The sequence below is a fragment of the Afifella sp. IM 167 genome (assembly GCF_020144925.1).
Lineage (GTDB): Bacteria > Pseudomonadota > Alphaproteobacteria > Rhizobiales > Afifellaceae > Afifella.
On sequence record NZ_NSLC01000001.1, the window covers coordinates 24,375 to 43,471 of the forward strand.

The window sequence follows — 19,097 nt, forward strand, 5'->3', positions numbered from 1 at the left end:
CCAAGTAAGGCCCGCCTCCCCCTTCCGATCAAGCGCCGGATTGCCGCGAGGCGCGCCCAGCCGTTGCATCCTCGCCGATCTCGGTATAAAGGTATCTTTATATCTTTCTAGGAATGCCGAAGCCGATGGAGCTTGCCGCCCTTTCACGCGCCGCACAGGCGCTCGCCGACGAGACACGGCTGCGCCTTCTGGCGCTGCTGGCCGAAGGCGAGCGTCCCGTGAAGGAGCTAGTGGAGGTCGTCGGCCAGTCGCAGCCGCGCATTTCGCGCCATCTCAAGATCCTGACGGAGGCCGGCCTCATCCGCCGCATGCCGGAAGGCGCGCATGTCTATTACCGGCTTGCGCGCGACGGCGCAGCCGCAACCCTTGCCCGCGCCGCCCTCGATGGTCTCGCAGAGAGCACCGGCGAACCTCAGCTTCGCCGCGATCACGAGCGCCTCGCTCTCATCCGCAGCCGCAACCAGGAGGCGGCCGAGCGCTATTTCGCCGAGCATGCGGAGGAATGGCATCGTCTGCGCGCCCTGCACGTGCCGGAGGGCGAGGTTGAGGAGGCGATCCTCGCCGCGCTCGGCAAGAGCCGGTTTCGCGCCCTGCTCGATATCGGCACGGGCTCCGGCCGCATGCTGGAGCTTCTGGCGGGCCGCGCCGAGCGCCTGACGGGCGTCGACCGCTCACCGCAGATGCTTTCGCTGGCCCGCGCCCATATGGAAAGCGCCGGGCTCCCGCGCGTGCAGCTGCGGGCCGGCGATGCCCTCGCACTGCCCCTGCCGCGCGGCGCTTACGATCTTGTCGTGCTGCATCAGGTGCTGCACTTCCTCGACGACCCGGCGGCGGCAATCGCCGAAGCGACGCGCGTGCTCGCGCCTGGCGGTACCCTCCTCATCGTCGATTTCGCCCCGCACCACGTGGAGTTCCTGCGCGAGGAGCACGCCCACCGGCGTCTTGGCTTCTCCGACGAGCAATTGACGGCATGGCTCGCCGCGACCGAGCTTGCCGCCCCCAAACTTTCCCATCTCTCGCCGCCGAGCGGCAGCGGCGAGCAACTCACGGTCACGATCTGCGCCTCCCTGAAGGCGGCAGCCGGCAGGGAGCCGGGCGCAGTCGGTGGAGGCAGTCTATGAGTAGCAGCGAGAAGCAAACCGGACCGGAACTCTCCTTCGAGTTCTTTCCACCGAAGAACGACGAACAGAACGAGGCTTTCCGGGAAGCAGCGACCCGCCTTGCCGCCTTCTCCCCGGATTTCGTCTCCGTCACCTACGGCGCCGGTGGCTCCTCCAAGGAGCGCTCCTTTGCGGCAATCCGGCTCCTCGTCTCCGAGCTCGGCCTGCGGGCGGCGGCACACCTGACCTGCGTCTCGGCCTCCTGCGCCGACGTGGACGCGGCGATCGACACGTTTGCGCGTTCCGGCGTCACCCATTTCGTGGCGCTGCGCGGCGACCCGCCCGAGGGCCCGGGCACGCCCTATGTCGCCCACCCGGAGGGCTACGCCGACACCGCCGACCTCATCCGGGGCCTGAAAAGGATCTCCCCCTTCGAGATTTCGGTCAGCGCCTATCCCGAGCGCCATCCCGAAAGCCCGGATTGGGAGACGGAGCTTGCGATCCTGAGGCGCAAGCGCGAGGCGGGAGCGACGCGCGCCATCACCCAGTTCTTCTATGACAACGAGGATTTCGAGCGTTACCGCGACCGCGTCCGCGCCGCCGGCATCGACATCGCCGTCGTCCCGGGGCTCCTGCCGGTGCATCGCTTTGCCTCGGTGGAAAAGTTCGCAGGCCGCTGTGGCGCGCGCATTCCCGAAAGCCTGCGCCCGCTCGCCTCGCTCTCCGGCGAGGCGCATTTCGACGCGGCGGTGGAACTGTGTGCGCGTCAGATGGAAGATCTCGCCCGCCGCGGCGTGCCGGGCTTCCACGTCTACACGCTCAACCAGCACAAGCTGGTATCGGCCGTGCTGCGCGCCGCCGGCTTCAACGGCGACCGCCGGGGCAGCCGGAACGCCGACCGACAGGCCGCCTGAGGCTGGCTCGAAGTCCCGCCTTTCGCGAGGGGGGCGCCGGTCATGCTGTCCGGGGCCGCGAAGGCCCCGGATCAGGCAGTTTTCAGCTTTCCAGAAGTCCCGCGATCAGTCGGAAGTCACGCGCTCAGATTGCGCCAAGCACAATCGCGCAGATGAAAACGAATGCCGACAGGAATGCGATTGCATTGAGGGATCGTGTCACGCTCATTGGTCAGCCTCCCGCATCGTTACGACTAAAGTCTAGCGGCAAAAAATGCCTCGCGGAACGGTTTTCGTCGCTGCGACGCATCGCAGCGGTTTGACGAAAACTCGACGCGATCCCGTTTGCCGAGTCGCTATAGGCATTTAAGCCATGATGCAGTGCCGAAGAGACCGCCGAAGAATTGGGGAAAAAATGGGAGGATACAGGCCTTGCAACGGCCGCAATTACGGCTGAAAAATGGCTTCTTGGCGCGACTCCAGACTTGAGAGGCACTATGCCCCCATTGCTCAGGTTCCTTCTTCGTCATGTCCTCGTCGGCTCCGCCATCGGCTGGAGCTTTCTGGCCATCCTCTTCGCCTTCGACACGGGCGGCCTCTTCACGCTGATCAGCCATGCCGCCAACCCGGCGCTGCCGCTGATGCTGCTTCTCGTCGCCTTCTCCGTCACCTTCGGTAGCGCGGCCGTCGCCAGCGCCGTCCTGATGGGCGTGGATTTCGACGAGCGCGGCACGCTTCCGCGTCGCCGCCTGCCGGTGCTTTCCTTCCTCGACCACCGTCAGCCGGAGCTTCGGCCCGTGCCGGTGCGCGTGAAGGTAACGCCCAGGCACGAGGCACGCCGCTTCTAGAAGCCTTCGCCGGCTTAAATGCACCTGACGGAGGGTCTTCGCCCCGCCGCCCTCTCCTGCTAAACGGTTCAGGCGGCGATTCCTCCGGATTGGGGCAAGACCATCAAGACCTTTGCGAATGCACGCGAGGCCGCGCTGGAGATGAGGCCGGACGTTCCGGTCTATTGTTTCCGACCTGCGGTGCTCACGGAAGACACCCGACGTTTCGCCGATGCGTTTCCCGGCAAGACTGCCTATGCGGTCAAGACCAACGGCGAGCCCTTCGTCCTGGAGGAGATCGCCCGTGCCGGCGTGAAGGCGTTCGACGTCGCCAGCCCCGCCGAATTCGCCGCCGCCAGGGCGGCCGCGCCCGAGGCCGAGCTTCTCTACATGCATCCGGTGAAGGCGCAGTCGGATATCCGTCTCGCGCTGGAGACCTACGGCATCCGCACCCTCTCTCTCGACCACGAGGACGAGGTCGCCAAGATCCTGAGGATCGTGCGCGGCATGGATCTCGATCCGGCCGATGTCAGTCTCTTCGTGCGCCTGCAGACCAAGGGCTCGGCGACCTACGAGCTCTCGAAGAAGTTCGGCGCCGCCCCGGCCCATGCGGTGGAGCTTTTGCAGCGCCTCGACGGCATTGGCTTCAAGCCGGCCCTGGCCTTCCATGTCGGCAGCCAGATCGAGGATCCGGAAATCTACGAGCGCGCGCTCGGCTCGGCCGACTGGGTGCGATCGCGCGCCGGCGTGGAGCTCGCCGCGCTTGATATCGGCGGCGGCTTCCCCGCCTCCTACGGCCACGATCCCCGCCGCAAGAAGCCGGTCATGCCGAGCTTCGAGGAGATCATGGAGCGGCTGAGGAAAGACATCGTCGAATGGGGTTTTTCCGACATGCCCCTGATCGCCGAGCCCGGCCGCGTCATCGTCGCCCGCTCCATCTCGCTGATCGTGCGCGTGCTCCTGAAGAAGGGAAAGCGCATCTACATCAACGACGGCATCTGGGCCTCGCTTTCGGATTCCTGGACGGGCAAGATCACCCTGCCCGCCCGCTTCATCCCCGATCCGGCGCGCAAGCGGCGCACTGGCAACGCCGAGAACATCGTGCCGTTCAAGGTCTGCGGCGCGACCTGCGACAGCGTCGACATCCTCTCGCGCCCCTTCTGGCTGCCGGAGACGGTCGATACCGGCGACTGGATCGAGATCGGCCATATCGGCGCCTATTCGCTGGCGCTGAGGAGCCGCTTCAACGGCTTTTATCCGGACACAGTCGTGGAGGTGGAGACGCCCTTCGATGCCGGCGAGGAGCCGGAGGGCTTTGCCGCCATCGAGACCATGGCGGACTGAGAACTCCCCAGCCTTTCCACAGGCTTATCCATCGTCTCTGAATCGATTTATCCACAAGGTTTGCACAGGCTTTCCACGCCTGTGCACAGGCTTGCCCGCAAACGCTCCCCATCCTGTGGAAAACTCAGGCGAGCATCAGCTTGTCGTCATCGATCTGTTTGCCGATCGCCTTGCCGAACAGGTTGGAAAGGTCCTGCACCGTCAGCTTGGCCCGCTCCTCCTCGGTGAAGTCGAGCACGATGCGGCCGGAATCCATCATGATGGTCCGGTGGCCGACGGCGAGCGCGTCGCGCATCGAATGCGTCACCATCAGCGTCGTCAGCTTGCGCGTCTCGGCGATCTCGGTCGATAGCGCCAGCACCTTGGCCGCCGCGCCCGGATCGAGCGCCGCCGTATGCTCGTCGAGGACGAGGATCTTCATCGGCAGGAGCGTCGCCATCAGGAGGCTGATCGCCTGCCGCTGTCCGCCCGAGAGCGTGCCGACCGGCTGGGTCATGCGGTCTTCCAGGCCGATCTCCAGCTTCGCCACCTGGTCAGCCAGCCATTGCCGGTTGGAACGCGAGCCGAGCGCGCCCTTCAGGGTCCGGTTCTTGCCGCGCGCCGCAGCGAGCGCGAGATTCTCCTCGATGGAGAGCGAGGAGCAGGTGCCGAGGCGCGGCTCCTGGAAAACGCGCCCCACATGCATCGCCCGCTTCGCCGGCGGCCAGGCGGTCACCGCCTCGCCGTCGAGATAGACGCTGCCGCGCTCCGGCTTCACCGTGCCCACCACGACGGAAAGGAGCGTCGACTTCCCGGCCCCGTTGGAGCCGATGACGGTGACGAACTCGCCATCGTGGATATGAAGGTCGATACCGGTCAGCGCCCGCACCTCGGTCGGCGTGCCGGCGTTGAAGGTGACGGAGATGTCGTCGAGCTTCAGCATCAGCCGGCCTTCTTCGCTGCGGGGGCGGTATTCGGCGCGCCGCCGGCCTTGCGCCGGCTGCGCTGCGCCCTCCCCTTGGAAAGGATGACGGCGATGGCGACAACGATCGCCGTCACGAGGTTGAGATCCTGCGGCTGGATGCCGATCCAGCCGGCGCTGAGCGAGAGCGCGATGAAAAGCCGGTAGATCAGCGCGCCGACGATGCAGCCGAGCGTCGCCACGAAGACCATGCGCCGGCCGAGAACCGCCTCGCCGATGATCAGCGCGGCAAGTCCCGTGACGATGGTGCCGATGCCCATGGAAACGTCGGCGACGCCCTGAAGCTGCGCGAAGAGCGCGCCCGCCAGCGCCACGAATCCGTTGCTCATCGCCATGCCGACGAGCCTCATGCGCCCGACGGCGATCCCCTGCGCCTCGGCCATGGCCGGGTTCTCGCCGGAGGCGCGCAGCGCCAGTCCGATCTCGGTCTTCAGGAACCAGTCGGTGAGAAGTTTCGCGCCGATGGCAAAGACGGCGATGAGAAGGGTATTCGTCCACAGCCCGAGATCGATCCAGCTCTCGGCGACGTCGAACACCGTATCGACGTTGTAGAGCGGGACGTTCGGCCCGCCCATGATCCTGAGATTGATGGAAAAGAGCGCCACCATCGTCAGGATGCCGGACAGAAGGTTCATGATGCCGAAGCGCACATTGAGCGTGGCGGTCACCAGCCCGGCCGCCCAGCCGGCGAGGATCGCAAGCCCGGTGGCCAGGAACGGGTCGATGCCGGAAGCCAGAGCGGCGGCCGCGACCGCGGCTCCGAGGGGAAAGCTGCCATCAACTGTCAGGTCGGGGAAGTCGAGCACACGGAACGACAGAAACACCCCGAGCGCGACGAGGGAGAACAGAAGCCCCGATTCAATCGCGCCTGCAAAGGCGAAAAGACTCATCTCTAGCGAACGACCTTCTTCGCCTTGGCGAGCATGTCTTCAGGGATGGTAACGCCCATCTTCTCGGCCGAAACGGCGTTGAGATAAAGGTCCTGGCTCTGCGAGACAGCGACAGGGATGTCGGCGGGCTTCTTGCCGTTGAGGATCTCGGCGGCCATCTCGCCGGAGAGAAGGCCCATCTGATAGTAGTCGAAGCCGAGGGCGGCGATGGCGCCGCGGTCGACGGAATCGACATCGGAGGCGAAGACGGGAAGCTTTGCCCGCTCGCCGACCGTGACGACGCCTTCCAGCACCGAGACGACGGTGTTGTCGACCGGCAGGAGCACGGCGTCGGCGCGCCCGACAAGGCTGCGCGCGGCGTCGGAAACGAGCGTCGACTGCGCGGCCGGCGCCTCGATCAGCGTCATGCCGTAAGGCTCGACGGCTGTCTTGAGGTCTTCCACCTGCTTGGCGGCGTTCGCCTCGCCCGGATTGTAGATGACGCCGAGATTCTTGATGCCGGGAACCAGCGCCTTGATCAGGTCGAGGGTCGGCTCGTAGGGCTGCTGGTCACTCGTGCCGGTGACCATGCCGCCCGGCTTCTCGCGGCTCTCCACGAGGCCGGCACCGACCGGGTCGGTGACGGCGGCGAAGATCACAGGCGTATCTTCCAGAGCATGCTTCACGGCCTGGGCCGACGGCGTGGAGATGCCGACGGCAAGGTCAGGCTTGAGGCCGGCGAATTCGGAGGCGATCTGCGCCTGCGTGGCCATGTTGCCCTGCGCCGAGCGGGCGACGATCTTCAGGTTCTCGCCTTCCTTGAAGCCGGCCTCGGCCAGCCCGTCGATAATGCCCTTGCGGACCGCATCCAGCGCCGGATGCTCGACGATATAGGTAATGGCGACGGTCTTCATATCCTGTGCGGCCGCCACGCTGGCGACGCCGGCAATGAGCGCGGCGAGAGCGGCACGTTTCAGCATGCGCATGTGAGCCCCCTTTCAAGGTCATGGAGAAGCGGTGATCCCGCCTCGGCGGCTTGCCGGGGCGCCCCCCTGTCGGTCCGGTCTTCGGCCACAGGACACCCCTCTTCGGCCAGGTCCCCGCCAAAGAGATCGCTTTTCAACGATTTACCGATAGCACGGCAAACGCGTCGGGCAACTCCTTCGCGACTCCGAACCTGCGGTTGTTCGTCCGATGTCAGGCCGGCATGAAGGCCGTTGCCGGTCTCCTGACGCCTACAGGCCATGCCGGCGTCGGAACTCCGCCACCATCTCCGCCGAAATGTCGTCCGGATAGCACAAGGGCGAAGCGCCGCCCGGCTTCGACCAGGCGCTGAAGCCACCGCAGCGGCGTCCGTTGCGCATCACATTGTAGGGACAGGGACATGGCCCGGAATAGGCCGTGATCGATTGCTCGATCATGATCTCGCGGATGCGGGCATCCTCGCTCTGCGCCTGCGCTGCCCCGCCGCCGCGAGCGACAAGAAGCGCGGTGATGAGGAAAGCCCCGGCGTATTTCATGGCATGCGCTAGGGAAGCCTAGGCTTTGCGCCAGAGCTTCTCAACCAGCCTTGCGGCGCCCGCCCCCCCCCCCGGCTGGCACATGAACCCTGCTCGCTTGCCGGCCTTTGACGCCTCTGCCAACCTCTGGCGATGCGGGCTCTTTGTCTCCTTGCCGCTCTTGGCCTCCTCGCCGCGCCGGCGGGCGCGAGAGAGCTGCGTGCCGCGGGCTATGCCTTCTCCGACGAACTCGGCGGCTTCCGCCTCGTCGGGCTAGCCGGCAGCGGCACGACGGCAGATCCGTTCATCCTGCACGAGGAGATCGATGGCGTCGGCCCGGTGACGCTTGTGGTTCGCAGGATCGGCATGGAGCAGCGATATTCGCCCCGCGGCTGGATGGCGCTGCATCTCCGGAAGGTGGTCGAGAACCTTTCCGGGCGCATCTGGGCCGGCTTCGACATGGAGCTGCAGGAAAGGCTCAACGTCCCGTCGATCTACGGCGACGGCCTCTCTTTCGACCAGGGAAGGCTGGTGCCGGAGGAAGTCTCCTCCGACGCCTTTTCGGAATCCGACCGACGGTTCGAGCCCTACGATCGGTTGCGCTTCTTCGGAGGGTCTGTCGATCCGGGCCGGAACGTGCGCTTTGCGTTTCACATCACCGATCCGACCCCGACAGGCATTTTCTACCTCGTCCAGGACCCGCAGACCCTCTTTGCCGCGAGGCCGGGCGGCACGCGGCTCGCCGCCGCGCCCCCTCCCTCCGCGCCGGTCGCGCCCTAGCGAACCTTCGCGAGAAGCTCCGGCGTCGGCCAGGCATCGGCCGGCAGGCCGAGGCGGAGTTGCTCGGAGCGCACCGCATCCCGCGTCATCGCTCCGAGGATGCCGTCGACTTTTCCGACCTGGTATCCGCGGTTGATGAGCGCCTGCTGCAGCTGCTTCATCTGCGCCGCCGAGAGCCCGTTGGTTCCCGAGCCCATATTGGCCGGCGGCGCGCCGTCGAGGCGCGTGGCGAGATAGGCCGCCGTCGTCGCGTAGACGAGGGACTGGTTCCATTCCAGGTACACATGAAAGTTCGGATAGGCGAGGAAAGCCGGCCCGTTCCGCCCCATCGGCAGGACGAGCGAGGCAGGCAGGCTGCCCGCCGGCAGCGAGCCGGAGCGCGCCTTGACGCCCCATCCGGCCCACTGGCTTACCGGCAGCTTCGAATAAAGCCCGGCCTCCGCCCAGGGGATGTCGGCGGGGATCGTCACCTCCTGCAGCCAGGGCTGTCCTGCCTGCCAGCCGAGCTTGCGAAGAAAGTTGCCGGCGGTGGCAAGCACGTCCGGCACGCTCCTCTTCAGATTCACATGCCCGTCGCCGTCATAGTCGACGCCCGATTCCAGATAGTCGGAGGGAAGGATCTGCGTCTGGCCGAGCTCGCCCGCCCAGGCGCCGACCATCTCCGAGCGCGAAAGGTCCCCACGGTCGAGAAGCTTCAGCGCCGCGATGAGCTGCGGGCGGAAGAGTTCCGGCCTGCGGCAATCGAAGGCGAGTGTCGCCAGCGCGTTGAGTGTGTTGAAATCGCCCTGCACGGCGCCGAAATCCGTCTCCAGCGCCCAGAAGGAGGCGATCACGGGTCCGGGCACGCCGTATTGCTGCTCGATCTTGCCGAAGGTGGAGGCGTATTTGCCGAGCAGAGCCTTGCCGTTCTTCAGCCGGTAGGAATTGACCATACGGCCGGCGAATTCGGCAAAGCTCTGGCTGAAGACGCCCTGGGCCCGGTCCCGCGAGATGACCCGCTTGTCGTAGGCGACGTCGTCGAGGACGGACAGCGCCCGCGCCGAAACGCCTGCCCCCTGCGCGTCCTTGCGCACGCCGGACTTCCAAGCCGCGAAATCGCCACCGCATTGCTGCGCGCTGACCGGCGCGGCCGTGAGAGCCGTCAGGGACGCCGCCAGGGCGGCCCCGGCCAGGATGTTCCAAAAGCGCATCTTTCCTCCCGCTGATTCGCAAGGCTTTCGCCTGCGCCCCAATTCTGGGGGGCGCGGCGACGGTTTCAAGGCAGGTGGGAGGGAAAGCCTCAGGCCTGGGCCGCGCGAGCACCCGCAGAGAGCGGCGGGTAGTCCGTGTAGCCATGCTCTCCGCCGCCATAGAAGGTCGTCTCGTCCCACTCGGCGAGCGGCGCGTTGCTCTTAAGCCGCTCCACCAGGTCCGGATTGGAGATGAAGGGACGACCAAAGGCGACGAGGTCCGTCTTGCCCTCTTCAACGGCCGATATGGCGAGGGCCCGATCGTAGCCGTTATTGCCGATGTAGAGGCCGGAGAATTCCTGCTTCAGTGTCGTCACGTCGAAGGCACCCTCGACCTGGCGCGGCCCTCGGGTCGCGCCCTCGATGACGTGCAGATAGGCGAGCCCACGCTCGGAGAGTTCGCGCACATAGGCCCGGAAGAGCGGCTCCGGATCGGAATCGGCACAGTCGTTCGCCGGGCTCACCGGCGAGATGCGGATGCCGACATGCTCCGGCCCCCAGACCTCGGTGACGGCATCGACCACCTGCAGCGGAAAGCGCATCCGGTTGTCGATACTGCCGCCGAACGTGTCGTGCCGGCGGTTGGTCTTGTCGCGCAGGAACTGGTCGAGGAGATAGCCATTCGCCGAATGCACCTCGACGCCGTCGAAGCCGGCATTCTTGGCGTTCTGCGCGGCGCGGCGATAATCCTCCACGATGCCCGGCAGCTCGTCGGCGGCAAGCGCCCGCGGCTCCGGGATGTCCTTGAAGCCCGTCTCGGTGAAGGCCTTGACGTCCGGCTTGACGGCGGAGGGCGCCACGGGCAGGCCGCCATTCGGCTGAAGGTCGGGATGCGAGATGCGCCCGACATGCCACAGCTGCAGGAACATCTTGCCGCCAGCCTCGTGCACGGCGTCGGTCACCTTTTGCCAGCGCTCCACCTGCAGATCGGAATGGATGCCGGGCGTGAAGGCGTAGCCCTTGCCCTGCTGGGTGATCTGGGTCGCCTCGGCGATGATGAGGCCGGCCGTGGCGCGCTGGCGGTAATACTCCACGTGCATCTCGCGCGGCGCATCGTTCTCGTCGGCGCGGCTTCGGGTCAGCGGCGCCATGACGATCCGGTTGGAAAGAGAGGTCGGGCCGAGATCGATCGGCTGGAAAAGCTTGGGCAAATTATCGTGCATGTCGCGTCCTTGAAACGGGTGGCAATATACCGCCAGGGCGGCAGTCCCCCTCACGTAGTGCGCGGCAGCGAAGAACACAGGCGGCGAATGGCAGCCCCATGAAGATTGCAGCCCTTGTCCAGCGCGCTAACCTTTTGTGTGAAGAAGCCGGAGCACCCTCGATGCACCCCTTCCTTCTCGTCCGCCGGATCGCCGCCTGCGCCGCCATCTTGGCGGCCATGTCCCTCGCCTCGCCGGCGTCGGCAGCGCCCCTCCTCGCGCAGGGAGCCGAGGCGCCACAGCCAAGCCGCTGCCTTGCCATAGCCGAGGCCGCGCCGCCGACCCTGCATGCGAAATTCCGGCGTGTTCCGGCGCCCGCTCCCATCCCACTTCCGGTCCAGGGCGGGCCGCTCGGCCTTTCGCCACCGGAGACCGGAACGGTGACGATCCGCTTCATCGGTCACGCCACCTTCCTCATCACCACGCCCGGGGGCGTGAACATCGCCACCGATTACGATGGCTGGGCGGGCGGCGTGACGCCGGACGTCGTCACCATGAACCACGCCCATACCTCGCACTATACCGAGAGCCCCGATCCGGCGATCGGCCATGTCCTGAGAGGCTGGAACCCGGAAGGCGGCCCGGCGCGCCACTATCTCACCGTCGGCGACGTCCTCATCCGCAACGTGCCGACGGACATACGCCGCTTCGGCACGCGCGAGGAGGCGGGAAATTCCATCTTCATTTTCGAGACGGCCAATCTGTGCATCGGCCATCTCGGCCACCTCCACCATGTGCTGGCGCCGGAGGACCTTGCCACCATCGGCCAGCTCGACGTCGTCATGGTGGCCGTCGACGGCTCCTATACGATGAGTCAGGACGCCGTCGTGGAAACGCTGAAAGTGCTGAAATCCCGGCTCATCCTGCCGATGCACTACTTCGGCATGGGCACGCTGCAGCGCTTTCTCGCCCGGCTCGACGAGGATTTCGACGTGGAGGTGAATACGGGCGCGGAGACGACGGTCTCCATCGCCACCCTGCCGAAGAGCCCCAAGGTGCTGGTGCTGCCGGGGTTTTAGCCGCACGCAGGTGCTGCACGGGTCACCCGGGGCTTGTGACATCGGCCCGCTCTCTTTCCGACGGCCACCGAGCTTCCGACTGGCTGATCTTTCTGTGATTTCGCTCCCAAGGCAGCGACGCAGGAGCCGAATCATGCGACCGTAGCCAAACATCACTTGTTCTTCATATGTTCCTAAGCTATCGTCCCGCCGGGAGGGCGGTTCTATGCTGATTGATCCACAGAGTGCGTTTGCCGAACTTGGCCCGAAGGCAAGGAAACACTTTCACACTGTCCTCGCCGATCCGCCTTGGCGTTTTACCAATCGCACAGGAAAAGTGGCACCCGAACACAGGCGGCTATCGCGCTATGGCACCCTGTCAACGGACGAGATTTGCTCGCTTCCGGTGGCTGAACTCACCGCAATGCCCGCTCATCTCTATCTCTGGGTCCCGAATGCGCTTCTCCCCGATGGAATTCGCGTCCTGCAGGCGTGGGGCTTCGACTACAAATCCAACATCGTCTGGCACAAAGTGCGTAAGGACGGTGGATCCGACGGTCGAGGCGTCGGCTTCTATTTTCGCAATGTGACGGAGCTTTTGCTATTCGGCACCCGCGGCAAGAACGCCCGCACGTTGCAGCCGGGGCGCAGCCAAGTGAACTATATGGCCTCGCGGAAGCGAGAGCATTCGCGCAAGCCGGACGAGCAGTATCATATCATCGAAAGTTGTTCGAAAGGCCCCTACCTGGAGCTTTTTGCACGCGGCACCCGCCCCGGCTGGACTTATTGGGGCGATCAAGCGAACGACAGCTACAAGCCCACTTGGGAGACGTATTCGTACCATAGCCAGGTTGGAATAGCACCGAAGGCCTAGATCTCCTATAGCACCGAAGGCCTAGATCTCCTTGGGAGGCCAATCCTCAATGCAGGCAGGACGAATTCCGACCGCGAGCACTGGACATCCACCGTTTCTACCCGCATTTAGCCTATAAACCAGCTTGCCCCACCAAGTTGTGCTCGCCCCATACTTCTTGATGGTGAGGGTGGAGGCGGGATTACCCTTTTTATCAAGCGCGGGTCCGAGTTCCCTCAGCACTGCCGTGAGCGAGGCACCGCGCGTGAGCAGTACTCCAACGTCAATCACGCCACTCAAATGAAATGCATTGAAGGCGTATAGATCTCTATCAAACGTCTGGTCTTTACTATTCCACTCCAGATCGAAGGCAACCTTCCCCTTCACGTAGTCAATCTTATGGCCATCTATATAGTTATTCCTCTGCATTTCATCTACATGCGAGGTATATGTTGGTTTTCCGTTTTTTTTCGTCCCTGATAAACGTTTCGATATTCTCCTCACCCGCAGGTCGCCTCGGATGATGGTCTCCCTCCAATCGAGAGGACGAAGAATCCGGTTTACGACCTTAGGCACCTCCGACTCGTTGCCCCCCGGCATCCTGATCATCTTAGTAGTGATACTGAAACTACGAAGCATATGTAGGAGTTGTCCAAACTCCTCTGGATAGCCAAGTGCAAGCAAGACAACCGCACCTCGATAGCTGAGGACTTCGTACTTATCCCTCACATCTTCAGGGATGTACGTCTCCACCAACGAGGGATCGTCAGCGACCTCGTTGGGCTCGGTCTCCTCGATCGGCTCGAGCTCTGTGTCCTCTTCGTGTTCGTCGCTGTCGTCGTCAGAGATCATATTGTAACTATAGCCGCTTCGAGCCCCGATCGCACATCTGCTTCCTATTCGGTCCCTACCGCGTCAGCGGCTTGTATTTCAGCCTTCTGGGGTTCTCCACCGCGTCCGAGCCGAGGCGGCGCTTCTTGTCCTCCTCATAGGCTTCGAAGTTGCCCTCGAACCATTCGACATGGCTGTCGCCCTCGAAGGAGAGGATATGCGTGGCGAGCCGGTCGAGGAACATGCGGTCATGGCTGATCACCACCGCGCAGCCGGCGAAATCTTCCAGAGCCTCTTCCAGCGCCGCCAGCGTCTCCGTGTCGAGGTCGTTGGTCGGCTCGTCGAGGAGGAGGATGTTGGCGCCCGATTTCAGCATCTTGGCCAGGTGCACCCGGTTGCGCTCGCCGCCCGAGAGCTTGCCGACCGGCTTCTGCTGGTCGCCGCCCTTGAAGTTGAAGGCGCCCACATAGGCGCGGGAATTCATCTCGCGCTTGCCGAGCTGGATCACTTCCGCCCCGCCGGAGATCTCCTGCCAGACGGAGGCGTTCGCATCCATGTCGTCGCGGCTCTGGTCGACATAGCCGAGGACCGCGGTGTCGCCGAGGCGGATCTCCCCGCCATCGGGCTTTTCCTGTCCCGTCAGCATGCGGAAGAGCGTCGTCTTGCCGGCGCCGTTCGGGCCGATGACGCCAACGATGCCGCCCGGCGGCAGCTGAAAGGAAACATCCTCCATGAGCAGCCGCTCGCCGTAGCCCTTGGTCAGGCCCTCGGCCTCGATGGCGACGTCGCCGAGCCGCGGCCCCGGCGGAATAACGATTTGCGCATCGCGGCTTGCCATGCGTTCCTGATTCGCTTTCAGAAGCTCGTCATAGGCCTTGATGCGGGCCTTGGACTTGGCCTGGCGCGCCTGCGGCGAGCGGCCCATCCATTCGCGCTCGCGGGCGATCACCTTCTGGCGCGCCTCGTCCTCGCGCGATTCCTGCTTCATGCGCTTGGACTTCGATTCCAGATAGGCGGTGTAGTTGCCCTCGTAGGGGATGCCGCGGCCGCGATCGAGCTCCAGGATCCAGCCCGTCACGTTGTCGAGGAAGTAGCGGTCATGGGTGACGATGAGGACGGCGCCCGGATAGATCTCCAGATGCTTTTCCAGCCACGCCACCGTCTCCGCGTCGAGATGGTTGGTCGGCTCGTCGAGCAGCAGCAGCTCCGGCTCTTCCAGGAGCAGCTTGCACAGCGCCACGCGGCGCTTCTCGCCGCCGGAAAGGCTGGCGACGTCGGCATCGCCCGGCGGACAGCGCAGGGCCTCCATCGCCATCTCCACCTTTGAATCAAGATCCCAGAGATTGGCGCTATCGATCTGATCCTGCAGCTTCGATGCTTCTTCCGCCGTCTCGTCGGAGTAGTTCATCATCAATTCGTTGTAGCGATCGAGGATCGCCTGCTTGGCCGCGACGCCGTCCATGACGTTGCCCCGCACGTCCTTGTCCGGATCGAGCTGCGGCTCCTGCGGCAGATAGCCGACGCGCGCACCGTCCGCGGCCCAGGCCTCGCCGGTAAACTCCTTGTCCATGCCGGCCATGATCTTCAGAAGCGTCGACTTGCCCGAGCCGTTGGGGCCGAGCACGCCAATCTTGGCGTCGGGGTAGAAGGACAGGTGGATATTATCCAGTACCTTCTTGCCGCCGGAAAAGGCCTTCGACAGGCCCGACATGTGGTAGATGAACTGGCGCGCCATCGTCGCCGATCTCCATTCGTCTCGAAAAGTTCAGGAAAATTCGCCGCTGACATAGGCGAGGCAGCGCCCAGGAGCAATGCCGCATCGCACGCGATCGGCCTTCCCCGCCTCGCCGCGCCCGCTCACACGGGGCCGGCAGGGCAAGAATGGTGCGCTGCGAAAAAATCACACTGCCGCCGCAACTGGCTTGTAGTAGAGGTGTTAGGACTGTGGGCATTCGCTCGCGAAGACGACCCCTAACAACGAGACATAGATGGATAGGCGGGCATTTCTTCTCGCTTCACTGGCGACCGCTGCGACGGGCGCCTCCGGACAAGCATTGGCACAGCGCTCCGGAAACGGCGCCACAGAGACCGACCAGGCAGGCGAGGAGCTCGTCGCTCCGCCGGCGAATCCTGCCTTCTCCTGGGACTGGCTGAAGGGTCGCGCCGCGGCGCTCGCGCAGCGCCCCTACCAGGCGCCCCAGGATGATCTGCCCGAAACCTACAAGGACATGGACTACGCTCTCTTCCGCGAGATCGAGTTCAACCGCGAGCGGAGAATCTGGCGCGGCGAGGAAGGCATCGGCTTCCAGCTCGACTTCCTCCATCGCGGCGCCCTGTTCAAGGAGCGGGTGAACATCTCCATCGTGGAAGGCGATCAGGCAAAGCCGGTCGTCTACGACCCGGCCATGTTCAATTTCCGCCAGGCCCCGCAACCGCCGGCAGGCGAAGACCTCGGCTTTTCTGGCTTCCGCGTGCACAACCCGATCAATAGCCCGGATGTCTGGGACGAATTTCTCGTCTTCCAGGGAGCCACCTATTTCCGCGCCGTCGGTCAGGGCCAGTTCTATGGGCTTTCCGCGCGCGCCCTCGCCCTGAAGACCGGCGACCCGGGCGGGGAGGAGTTTCCCCGCTTCACCTCTTTCTGGATCGTCAAGCCGCAGCCCGGCGAGGAAGTCTTGACGATTTTCGCCCTCCTCGACAGCCCCTCGACGTCCGGCGCCTACCGCTTCGTGGTGCGGCCGGGCCGCGATACGGGCATCGAGGTAACGGGCGCCCTCTTTCCTCGCACCGACCTCAACCATGTCGGCCTGGCGCCGCTCACCTCCATGTTCCTTTTCGGCCCGCTCAACCGGACGGGCTTCAACGACTATCGCCCCCAGGTCCACGACAGCGACGGCCTGGAGATGCTGACCGGCAACAACGAATGGGTGTGGCGGCCCCTCGGCAATTACCCGACGCTGCAGAGTTCATCCTTCATGGACCCCGCTCCGCGCGGTTTCGGCCTCGTTCAGCGGTCCCGCGAATTCGACGATTACCAGGACCTGGAGGCGCGCTACGAGCGCCGGCCAAGCGTCTGGATCGAGCCGATCGGCACATGGGCGAACGGCCAGATCGAGCTCCTGGAGATTCCGACCGACCTCGAAATCCACGACAATGTCGTCGCCTTCTGGCGTCCCTCCTACAAGATCGCGCCGGGCGCCCCCTACACTTTTGCTTACCGCATGCGCTGGACGGACCGTCCGAAACTGCCCGAAGGCTTTCTTTATGTGGCCGAAAGCCGGGGCGGACGGAACTTCCATCAAGATCGCAACCTTTATGTCATCGACTTCGTCCCGGAAGGCGGCCTCTTGCCCAATCTCCAGGATCTGAAGCTGGAAGTCTCCGCCACGCACGGAAAGGTCGAGGGGCCGGTCTTGCAAACCAACCCGCTGATCAAGGGATTGAGAGCGACGTTCCTCTTCACGCCGGAGGACGAGCTGACCGAGTTCCGCCTGCGCATCATGAAGGGTGACACCCCGGCCAGCGAAACCTGGCTCTACCGCTGGATTCCCGAATGAGCGAACAGAGCGCTCCGACCGAGGACAGGGTATTGCGTCCCTTCGGGCCGATGCCGGCGCCTCAGCCGCTGCCGATGCCGCAGCAGGACTTCTCCGCCGTGCCGCAGCCGCGCTATCCGCGCAGCAACTCCTTCGCCGCGCGCCATGCGCGCGTGATCGCCGTCTGCTCCGCTCTCGGCCTCATCATCTACGGTATCCACGAGATGATCGCCGTCGTCGCGGCCGGCGGCGTGACGGTGCTCGAAGGCGTGATGACGTTCTTCTTCGCCATCACCTATTCGTGGATCGCCATGTCGACGAGCTTTGCGATCGCCGGCCTCCTCGCCCCGCGCCCGAAGCCGACGCGGGCCGTGCCGCAAAGGCCGCTCTCGAGCCGCACGGCCATCGTCATGCCGGTCTACAACGAGGACCCTGACATGATCTCGGCGAGCCTGCAGGCGATGGGCGAAGATCTCGCCCGTATCGGCCATGCGCATGCCTTCGAGATTGTCGTCCTTTCCGATTCCAATCGTGGCGACTCGCTGGTGCGCGAGACCGTTGCCATGGAGCGCCTCGCCGCCGGCCTCGCCGGAATCATGCCCGTCTGGTACCGCCGTCGCCCGATCAACGCCGCCAAGAAGTCCGGCAACATCGAGGACTTCGTCGCGCGCTGGGGCGGACGCTACGACTTCATGCTGGTGCTCGACGCCGACAGCCTGATGGAGGCCGACGCAATCCTGCGGATGATTGCGCGCATGGAAGCTGAATCCGACCTCGGCCTGCTGCAGAGCGTGCCGCGGCTCTTCGACGGCACCACCCTGTTTGCGCGCCTTCAGCAGTTCGCCGGGGCGGTCTACGGACCGGTGGTCGCCGGCGGCATGGCCGCCTGGCAGGGCTCGGACGGCAACTACTGGGGCCACAACGCCATCATCCGCACACGGGCTTTCGCCGCTTGCTGCGGCCTTCCGCCTCTGCCAGGCAAGCCACCTTTTGGCGGGCCCATCCTGTCCCACGATTTCGTCGAGGCGGCGCTCCTGCGCCGCGCCGGCTATCGGGTGGAGATGGCGATCGACATCGTCGATTCCTGGGAGGAGAGCCCGCCCTCCCTGATCGCCACCGCCATTCGCGACCGCCGCTGGGCACAGGGCAACCTGCAGCATTCCAAGGTGATCGGCGCCAAGGGCCTCGCGCCGGCCTCGCGGCTCCATTTCCTTATCGGAATCATGAGCTACCTTTCCTCTCCGCTTTGGCTTCTCCTCATCATGGTCGGCCTCGTCCTGGCGGTGCAGGCCAAGTTCGTGACGCCCGTCTATTTCGGAGAGGATCACCAGCTCTTCCCCAACTGGCCGGTCTTCGATTCCGAGCGCATGCTCGCGCTCTTCGGCTTCACGCTCTTCATCCTCTTCATCCCGAAGATCGCCGGCATGCTGCGGGCGATCATGTTGCCGAACCTTCGCAAGGTGCATGGCGGCGCCTCCAGCATCGTCCTCGGCACGATCTTCGAGATCCTCGCCTCCACCCTCTATGCCCCGATCATGATGATGCTGCAGAGCCGGCATGTCTGGGACATCCTGCGCCAGCGCGATTCCGGCTGGGCGCCCCAGGGTCGCAAGGGAAGCCTCGAAGCCTGGGGCGCGCTGTGGAAGACCCATAGCGGCCATGTCTTCTTCGGCGTCTTCCTCGCCGCCGTCGCCATGCTGGTCTCGCCGGTGATCCTGGCCTGGCTGTCGCCGATCGTCATCGGCCTGGTCTTCGCACCGGTGCTGTCGCGCTGGAGCGCCAGCGAGGAGATCGGCAAGGACCTCGCCCATCGCGGCCTTCTCATTATCCCGGAAGAGATGTCCAGGCCGGCCATCGCCAGGCGACGCGACGAAATCCTCGCCGATCAGCCCGCCTTCGAGGAAGACCCCCTCGCCGCTCTCGCCCGCTCCGCCGAGATGCGCCAGGCCTATCAGGCATGGCTGACGCCGCCCCCCGCCAAGGGGCGCGGTGAGGCGGACCGTTTCCTCTTGAGCGCGACGAAGAAGATCGATGATGCGCAGGATCTCGACGAAGCCCTCGCCTGGCTCGACCAGCAGGAGCGACTTGCCGTCGCCGCCCATCCGAGCGAGGTGGAGAGGCTGGCATCTCTCGCCGCCCGCACAGACGCGCGCGAGCGGGCAGCCTAGCAGCAGC

17 protein-coding genes are annotated in these 19,097 nt (G+C 64.9%); 9 read left to right on the forward strand and 8 right to left on the reverse strand.

Features of this window, described 5'->3' with window-relative positions:
* Positions 1-125 precede the first annotated feature (125 nt).
* From CLD20_RS00135 to CLD20_RS00150, 4 genes are all read left to right on the forward strand, one after another.
* A complete protein-coding gene (locus tag CLD20_RS00135; protein WP_224404558.1) occupies positions 126-1,121 on the forward strand; it encodes a metalloregulator ArsR/SmtB family transcription factor in 996 nt (331 codons plus the stop codon).
* Positions 1,118-2,014, forward strand: coding sequence for a methylenetetrahydrofolate reductase (locus CLD20_RS00140; protein ID WP_224404559.1), 897 nt, complete (start codon positions 1,118-1,120; stop codon positions 2,012-2,014). The genes CLD20_RS00135 and CLD20_RS00140 overlap by 4 nt, the downstream gene beginning before the upstream one ends.
* 476 nt (positions 2,015-2,490) lie before the next feature.
* On the forward strand, positions 2,491-2,841 hold the full coding sequence (locus CLD20_RS00145; protein ID WP_224404560.1) for a hypothetical protein: 351 nt from the start codon (positions 2,491-2,493) through the stop codon (positions 2,839-2,841).
* A gap of 102 nt (positions 2,842-2,943) precedes the next feature.
* Positions 2,944-4,164: an alanine racemase gene (locus CLD20_RS00150; RefSeq protein ID WP_224405038.1), complete on the forward strand. Its 1,221-nt coding sequence runs from the start codon at positions 2,944-2,946 to the stop codon at positions 4,162-4,164.
* Between the two features lie 124 nt (positions 4,165-4,288).
* On the opposite strand, the gene CLD20_RS00155 is transcribed toward CLD20_RS00150, so the two are convergent.
* From CLD20_RS00155 to CLD20_RS00170, 4 genes are all read right to left on the reverse strand, one after another.
* Positions 4,289-5,086 (reverse strand): ABC transporter ATP-binding protein, encoded by a 798-nt coding sequence (locus CLD20_RS00155; protein ID WP_224404561.1) that lies wholly within the window; start codon positions 5,084-5,086, stop codon positions 4,289-4,291.
* Entirely contained in the window at positions 5,086-6,015 is a 930-nt protein-coding gene (locus tag CLD20_RS00160) for an ABC transporter permease (protein WP_224404562.1), read from the reverse strand. The genes CLD20_RS00155 and CLD20_RS00160 overlap by 1 nt, the downstream gene beginning before the upstream one ends.
* 2 nt (positions 6,016-6,017) lie before the next feature.
* On the reverse strand, positions 6,018-6,980 hold the full coding sequence (locus CLD20_RS00165; protein WP_370636715.1) for an ABC transporter substrate-binding protein: 963 nt from the start codon (positions 6,978-6,980) through the stop codon (positions 6,018-6,020).
* Positions 6,981-7,229: 249 nt separating this feature from the next.
* Positions 7,230-7,514: a hypothetical protein gene (locus CLD20_RS00170; protein WP_224404563.1), complete on the reverse strand. Its 285-nt coding sequence runs from the start codon at positions 7,512-7,514 to the stop codon at positions 7,230-7,232.
* Positions 7,515-7,646: 132 nt separating this feature from the next.
* On the opposite strand from CLD20_RS00170, the gene CLD20_RS00175 reads away from it, so the two are divergent.
* The gene (locus CLD20_RS00175) at positions 7,647-8,273 is read left to right on the forward strand and encodes a hypothetical protein (protein ID WP_224404564.1); all 627 of its coding nucleotides are present in this window, start codon (positions 7,647-7,649) and stop codon (positions 8,271-8,273) included.
* Here CLD20_RS00175 and CLD20_RS00180 read toward each other — a convergent pair.
* Complete coding sequence (locus CLD20_RS00180) at positions 8,270-9,463, reverse strand: lytic murein transglycosylase (RefSeq protein WP_224404565.1); 1,194 nt, start codon at positions 9,461-9,463, stop codon at positions 8,270-8,272. The two genes, CLD20_RS00175 and CLD20_RS00180, sit on opposite strands and share 4 nt — an antisense overlap.
* Before the next feature lie 89 nt (positions 9,464-9,552).
* Positions 9,553-10,665 carry an alkene reductase gene (locus tag CLD20_RS00185; protein ID WP_224404566.1) on the reverse strand — a complete coding sequence of 371 codons (1,113 nt, stop codon included), beginning with the start codon at positions 10,663-10,665 and terminating at the stop codon, positions 9,553-9,555.
* 419 nt (positions 10,666-11,084) lie between these two features.
* Between CLD20_RS00185 and CLD20_RS00190 the strand changes: the two genes are divergently transcribed.
* Together CLD20_RS00190 and CLD20_RS00195 are read left to right on the forward strand one after the other, a co-directional pair.
* Entirely contained in the window at positions 11,085-11,723 is a 639-nt protein-coding gene (locus CLD20_RS00190; protein WP_224404567.1) for an MBL fold metallo-hydrolase, read from the forward strand.
* A 205-nt stretch (positions 11,724-11,928) separates the two neighbouring features.
* Positions 11,929-12,576: an MT-A70 family methyltransferase gene (locus tag CLD20_RS00195; RefSeq protein WP_224404568.1), complete on the forward strand. Its 648-nt coding sequence runs from the start codon at positions 11,929-11,931 to the stop codon at positions 12,574-12,576.
* A 21-nt stretch (positions 12,577-12,597) separates the two neighbouring features.
* Here the strand turns inward: CLD20_RS00195 and CLD20_RS00200 are convergent, their stop codons facing one another.
* Positions 12,598-13,407, reverse strand: coding sequence for a BglII/BstYI family type II restriction endonuclease (locus CLD20_RS00200; protein WP_224404569.1), 810 nt, complete (start codon positions 13,405-13,407; stop codon positions 12,598-12,600).
* A 55-nt stretch (positions 13,408-13,462) separates the two neighbouring features.
* Positions 13,463-15,121: an energy-dependent translational throttle protein EttA gene (gene ettA, locus CLD20_RS00205; protein WP_224404570.1), complete on the reverse strand. Its 1,659-nt coding sequence runs from the start codon at positions 15,119-15,121 to the stop codon at positions 13,463-13,465.
* Between the two features lie 319 nt (positions 15,122-15,440).
* On the opposite strand from ettA, the gene CLD20_RS00210 reads away from it, so the two are divergent.
* Positions 15,441-16,943, forward strand: coding sequence for a glucan biosynthesis protein (locus CLD20_RS00210; RefSeq protein WP_224404571.1), 1,503 nt, complete (start codon positions 15,441-15,443; stop codon positions 16,941-16,943).
* Entirely contained in the window at positions 16,940-19,090 is a 2,151-nt protein-coding gene (gene mdoH / locus CLD20_RS00215; protein ID WP_224404572.1) for a glucans biosynthesis glucosyltransferase MdoH, read from the forward strand. The genes CLD20_RS00210 and mdoH overlap by 4 nt, the downstream gene beginning before the upstream one ends.
* The last annotated feature ends 7 nt before the right edge of the window (positions 19,091-19,097 follow it).

Coding starts and splice junctions, on each gene's coding strand:
- CLD20_RS00135 (WP_224404558.1), top strand. CDS start 126: ATGGAGCTTGCCGCCCTTTCACGCGCCGCACAGGCGCTCGCCGACGAG.
- CLD20_RS00140 (WP_224404559.1), top strand. CDS start 1,118: ATGAGTAGCAGCGAGAAGCAAACCGGACCGGAACTCTCCTTCGAGTTC.
- CLD20_RS00145 (WP_224404560.1), top strand. CDS start 2,491: ATGCCCCCATTGCTCAGGTTCCTTCTTCGTCATGTCCTCGTCGGCTCC.
- CLD20_RS00155 (WP_224404561.1), bottom strand. CDS start 5,086: ATGCTGAAGCTCGACGACATCTCCGTCACCTTCAACGCCGGCACGCCG.
- CLD20_RS00160 (WP_224404562.1), bottom strand. CDS start 6,015: ATGAGTCTTTTCGCCTTTGCAGGCGCGATTGAATCGGGGCTTCTGTTC.
- CLD20_RS00165 (WP_370636715.1), bottom strand. CDS start 6,980: ATGCGCATGCTGAAACGTGCCGCTCTCGCCGCGCTCATTGCCGGCGTC.
- CLD20_RS00170 (WP_224404563.1), bottom strand. CDS start 7,514: ATGAAATACGCCGGGGCTTTCCTCATCACCGCGCTTCTTGTCGCTCGC.
- CLD20_RS00175 (WP_224404564.1), top strand. CDS start 7,647: ATGCGGGCTCTTTGTCTCCTTGCCGCTCTTGGCCTCCTCGCCGCGCCG.
- CLD20_RS00180 (WP_224404565.1), bottom strand. CDS start 9,463: ATGCGCTTTTGGAACATCCTGGCCGGGGCCGCCCTGGCGGCGTCCCTG.
- CLD20_RS00185 (WP_224404566.1), bottom strand. CDS start 10,665: ATGCACGATAATTTGCCCAAGCTTTTCCAGCCGATCGATCTCGGCCCG.
- CLD20_RS00195 (WP_224404568.1), top strand. CDS start 11,929: ATGCTGATTGATCCACAGAGTGCGTTTGCCGAACTTGGCCCGAAGGCA.
- CLD20_RS00200 (WP_224404569.1), bottom strand. CDS start 13,407: ATGATCTCTGACGACGACAGCGACGAACACGAAGAGGACACAGAGCTC.
- ettA (WP_224404570.1), bottom strand. CDS start 15,121: ATGGCGCGCCAGTTCATCTACCACATGTCGGGCCTGTCGAAGGCCTTT.
- mdoH (WP_224404572.1), top strand. CDS start 16,940: ATGAGCGAACAGAGCGCTCCGACCGAGGACAGGGTATTGCGTCCCTTC.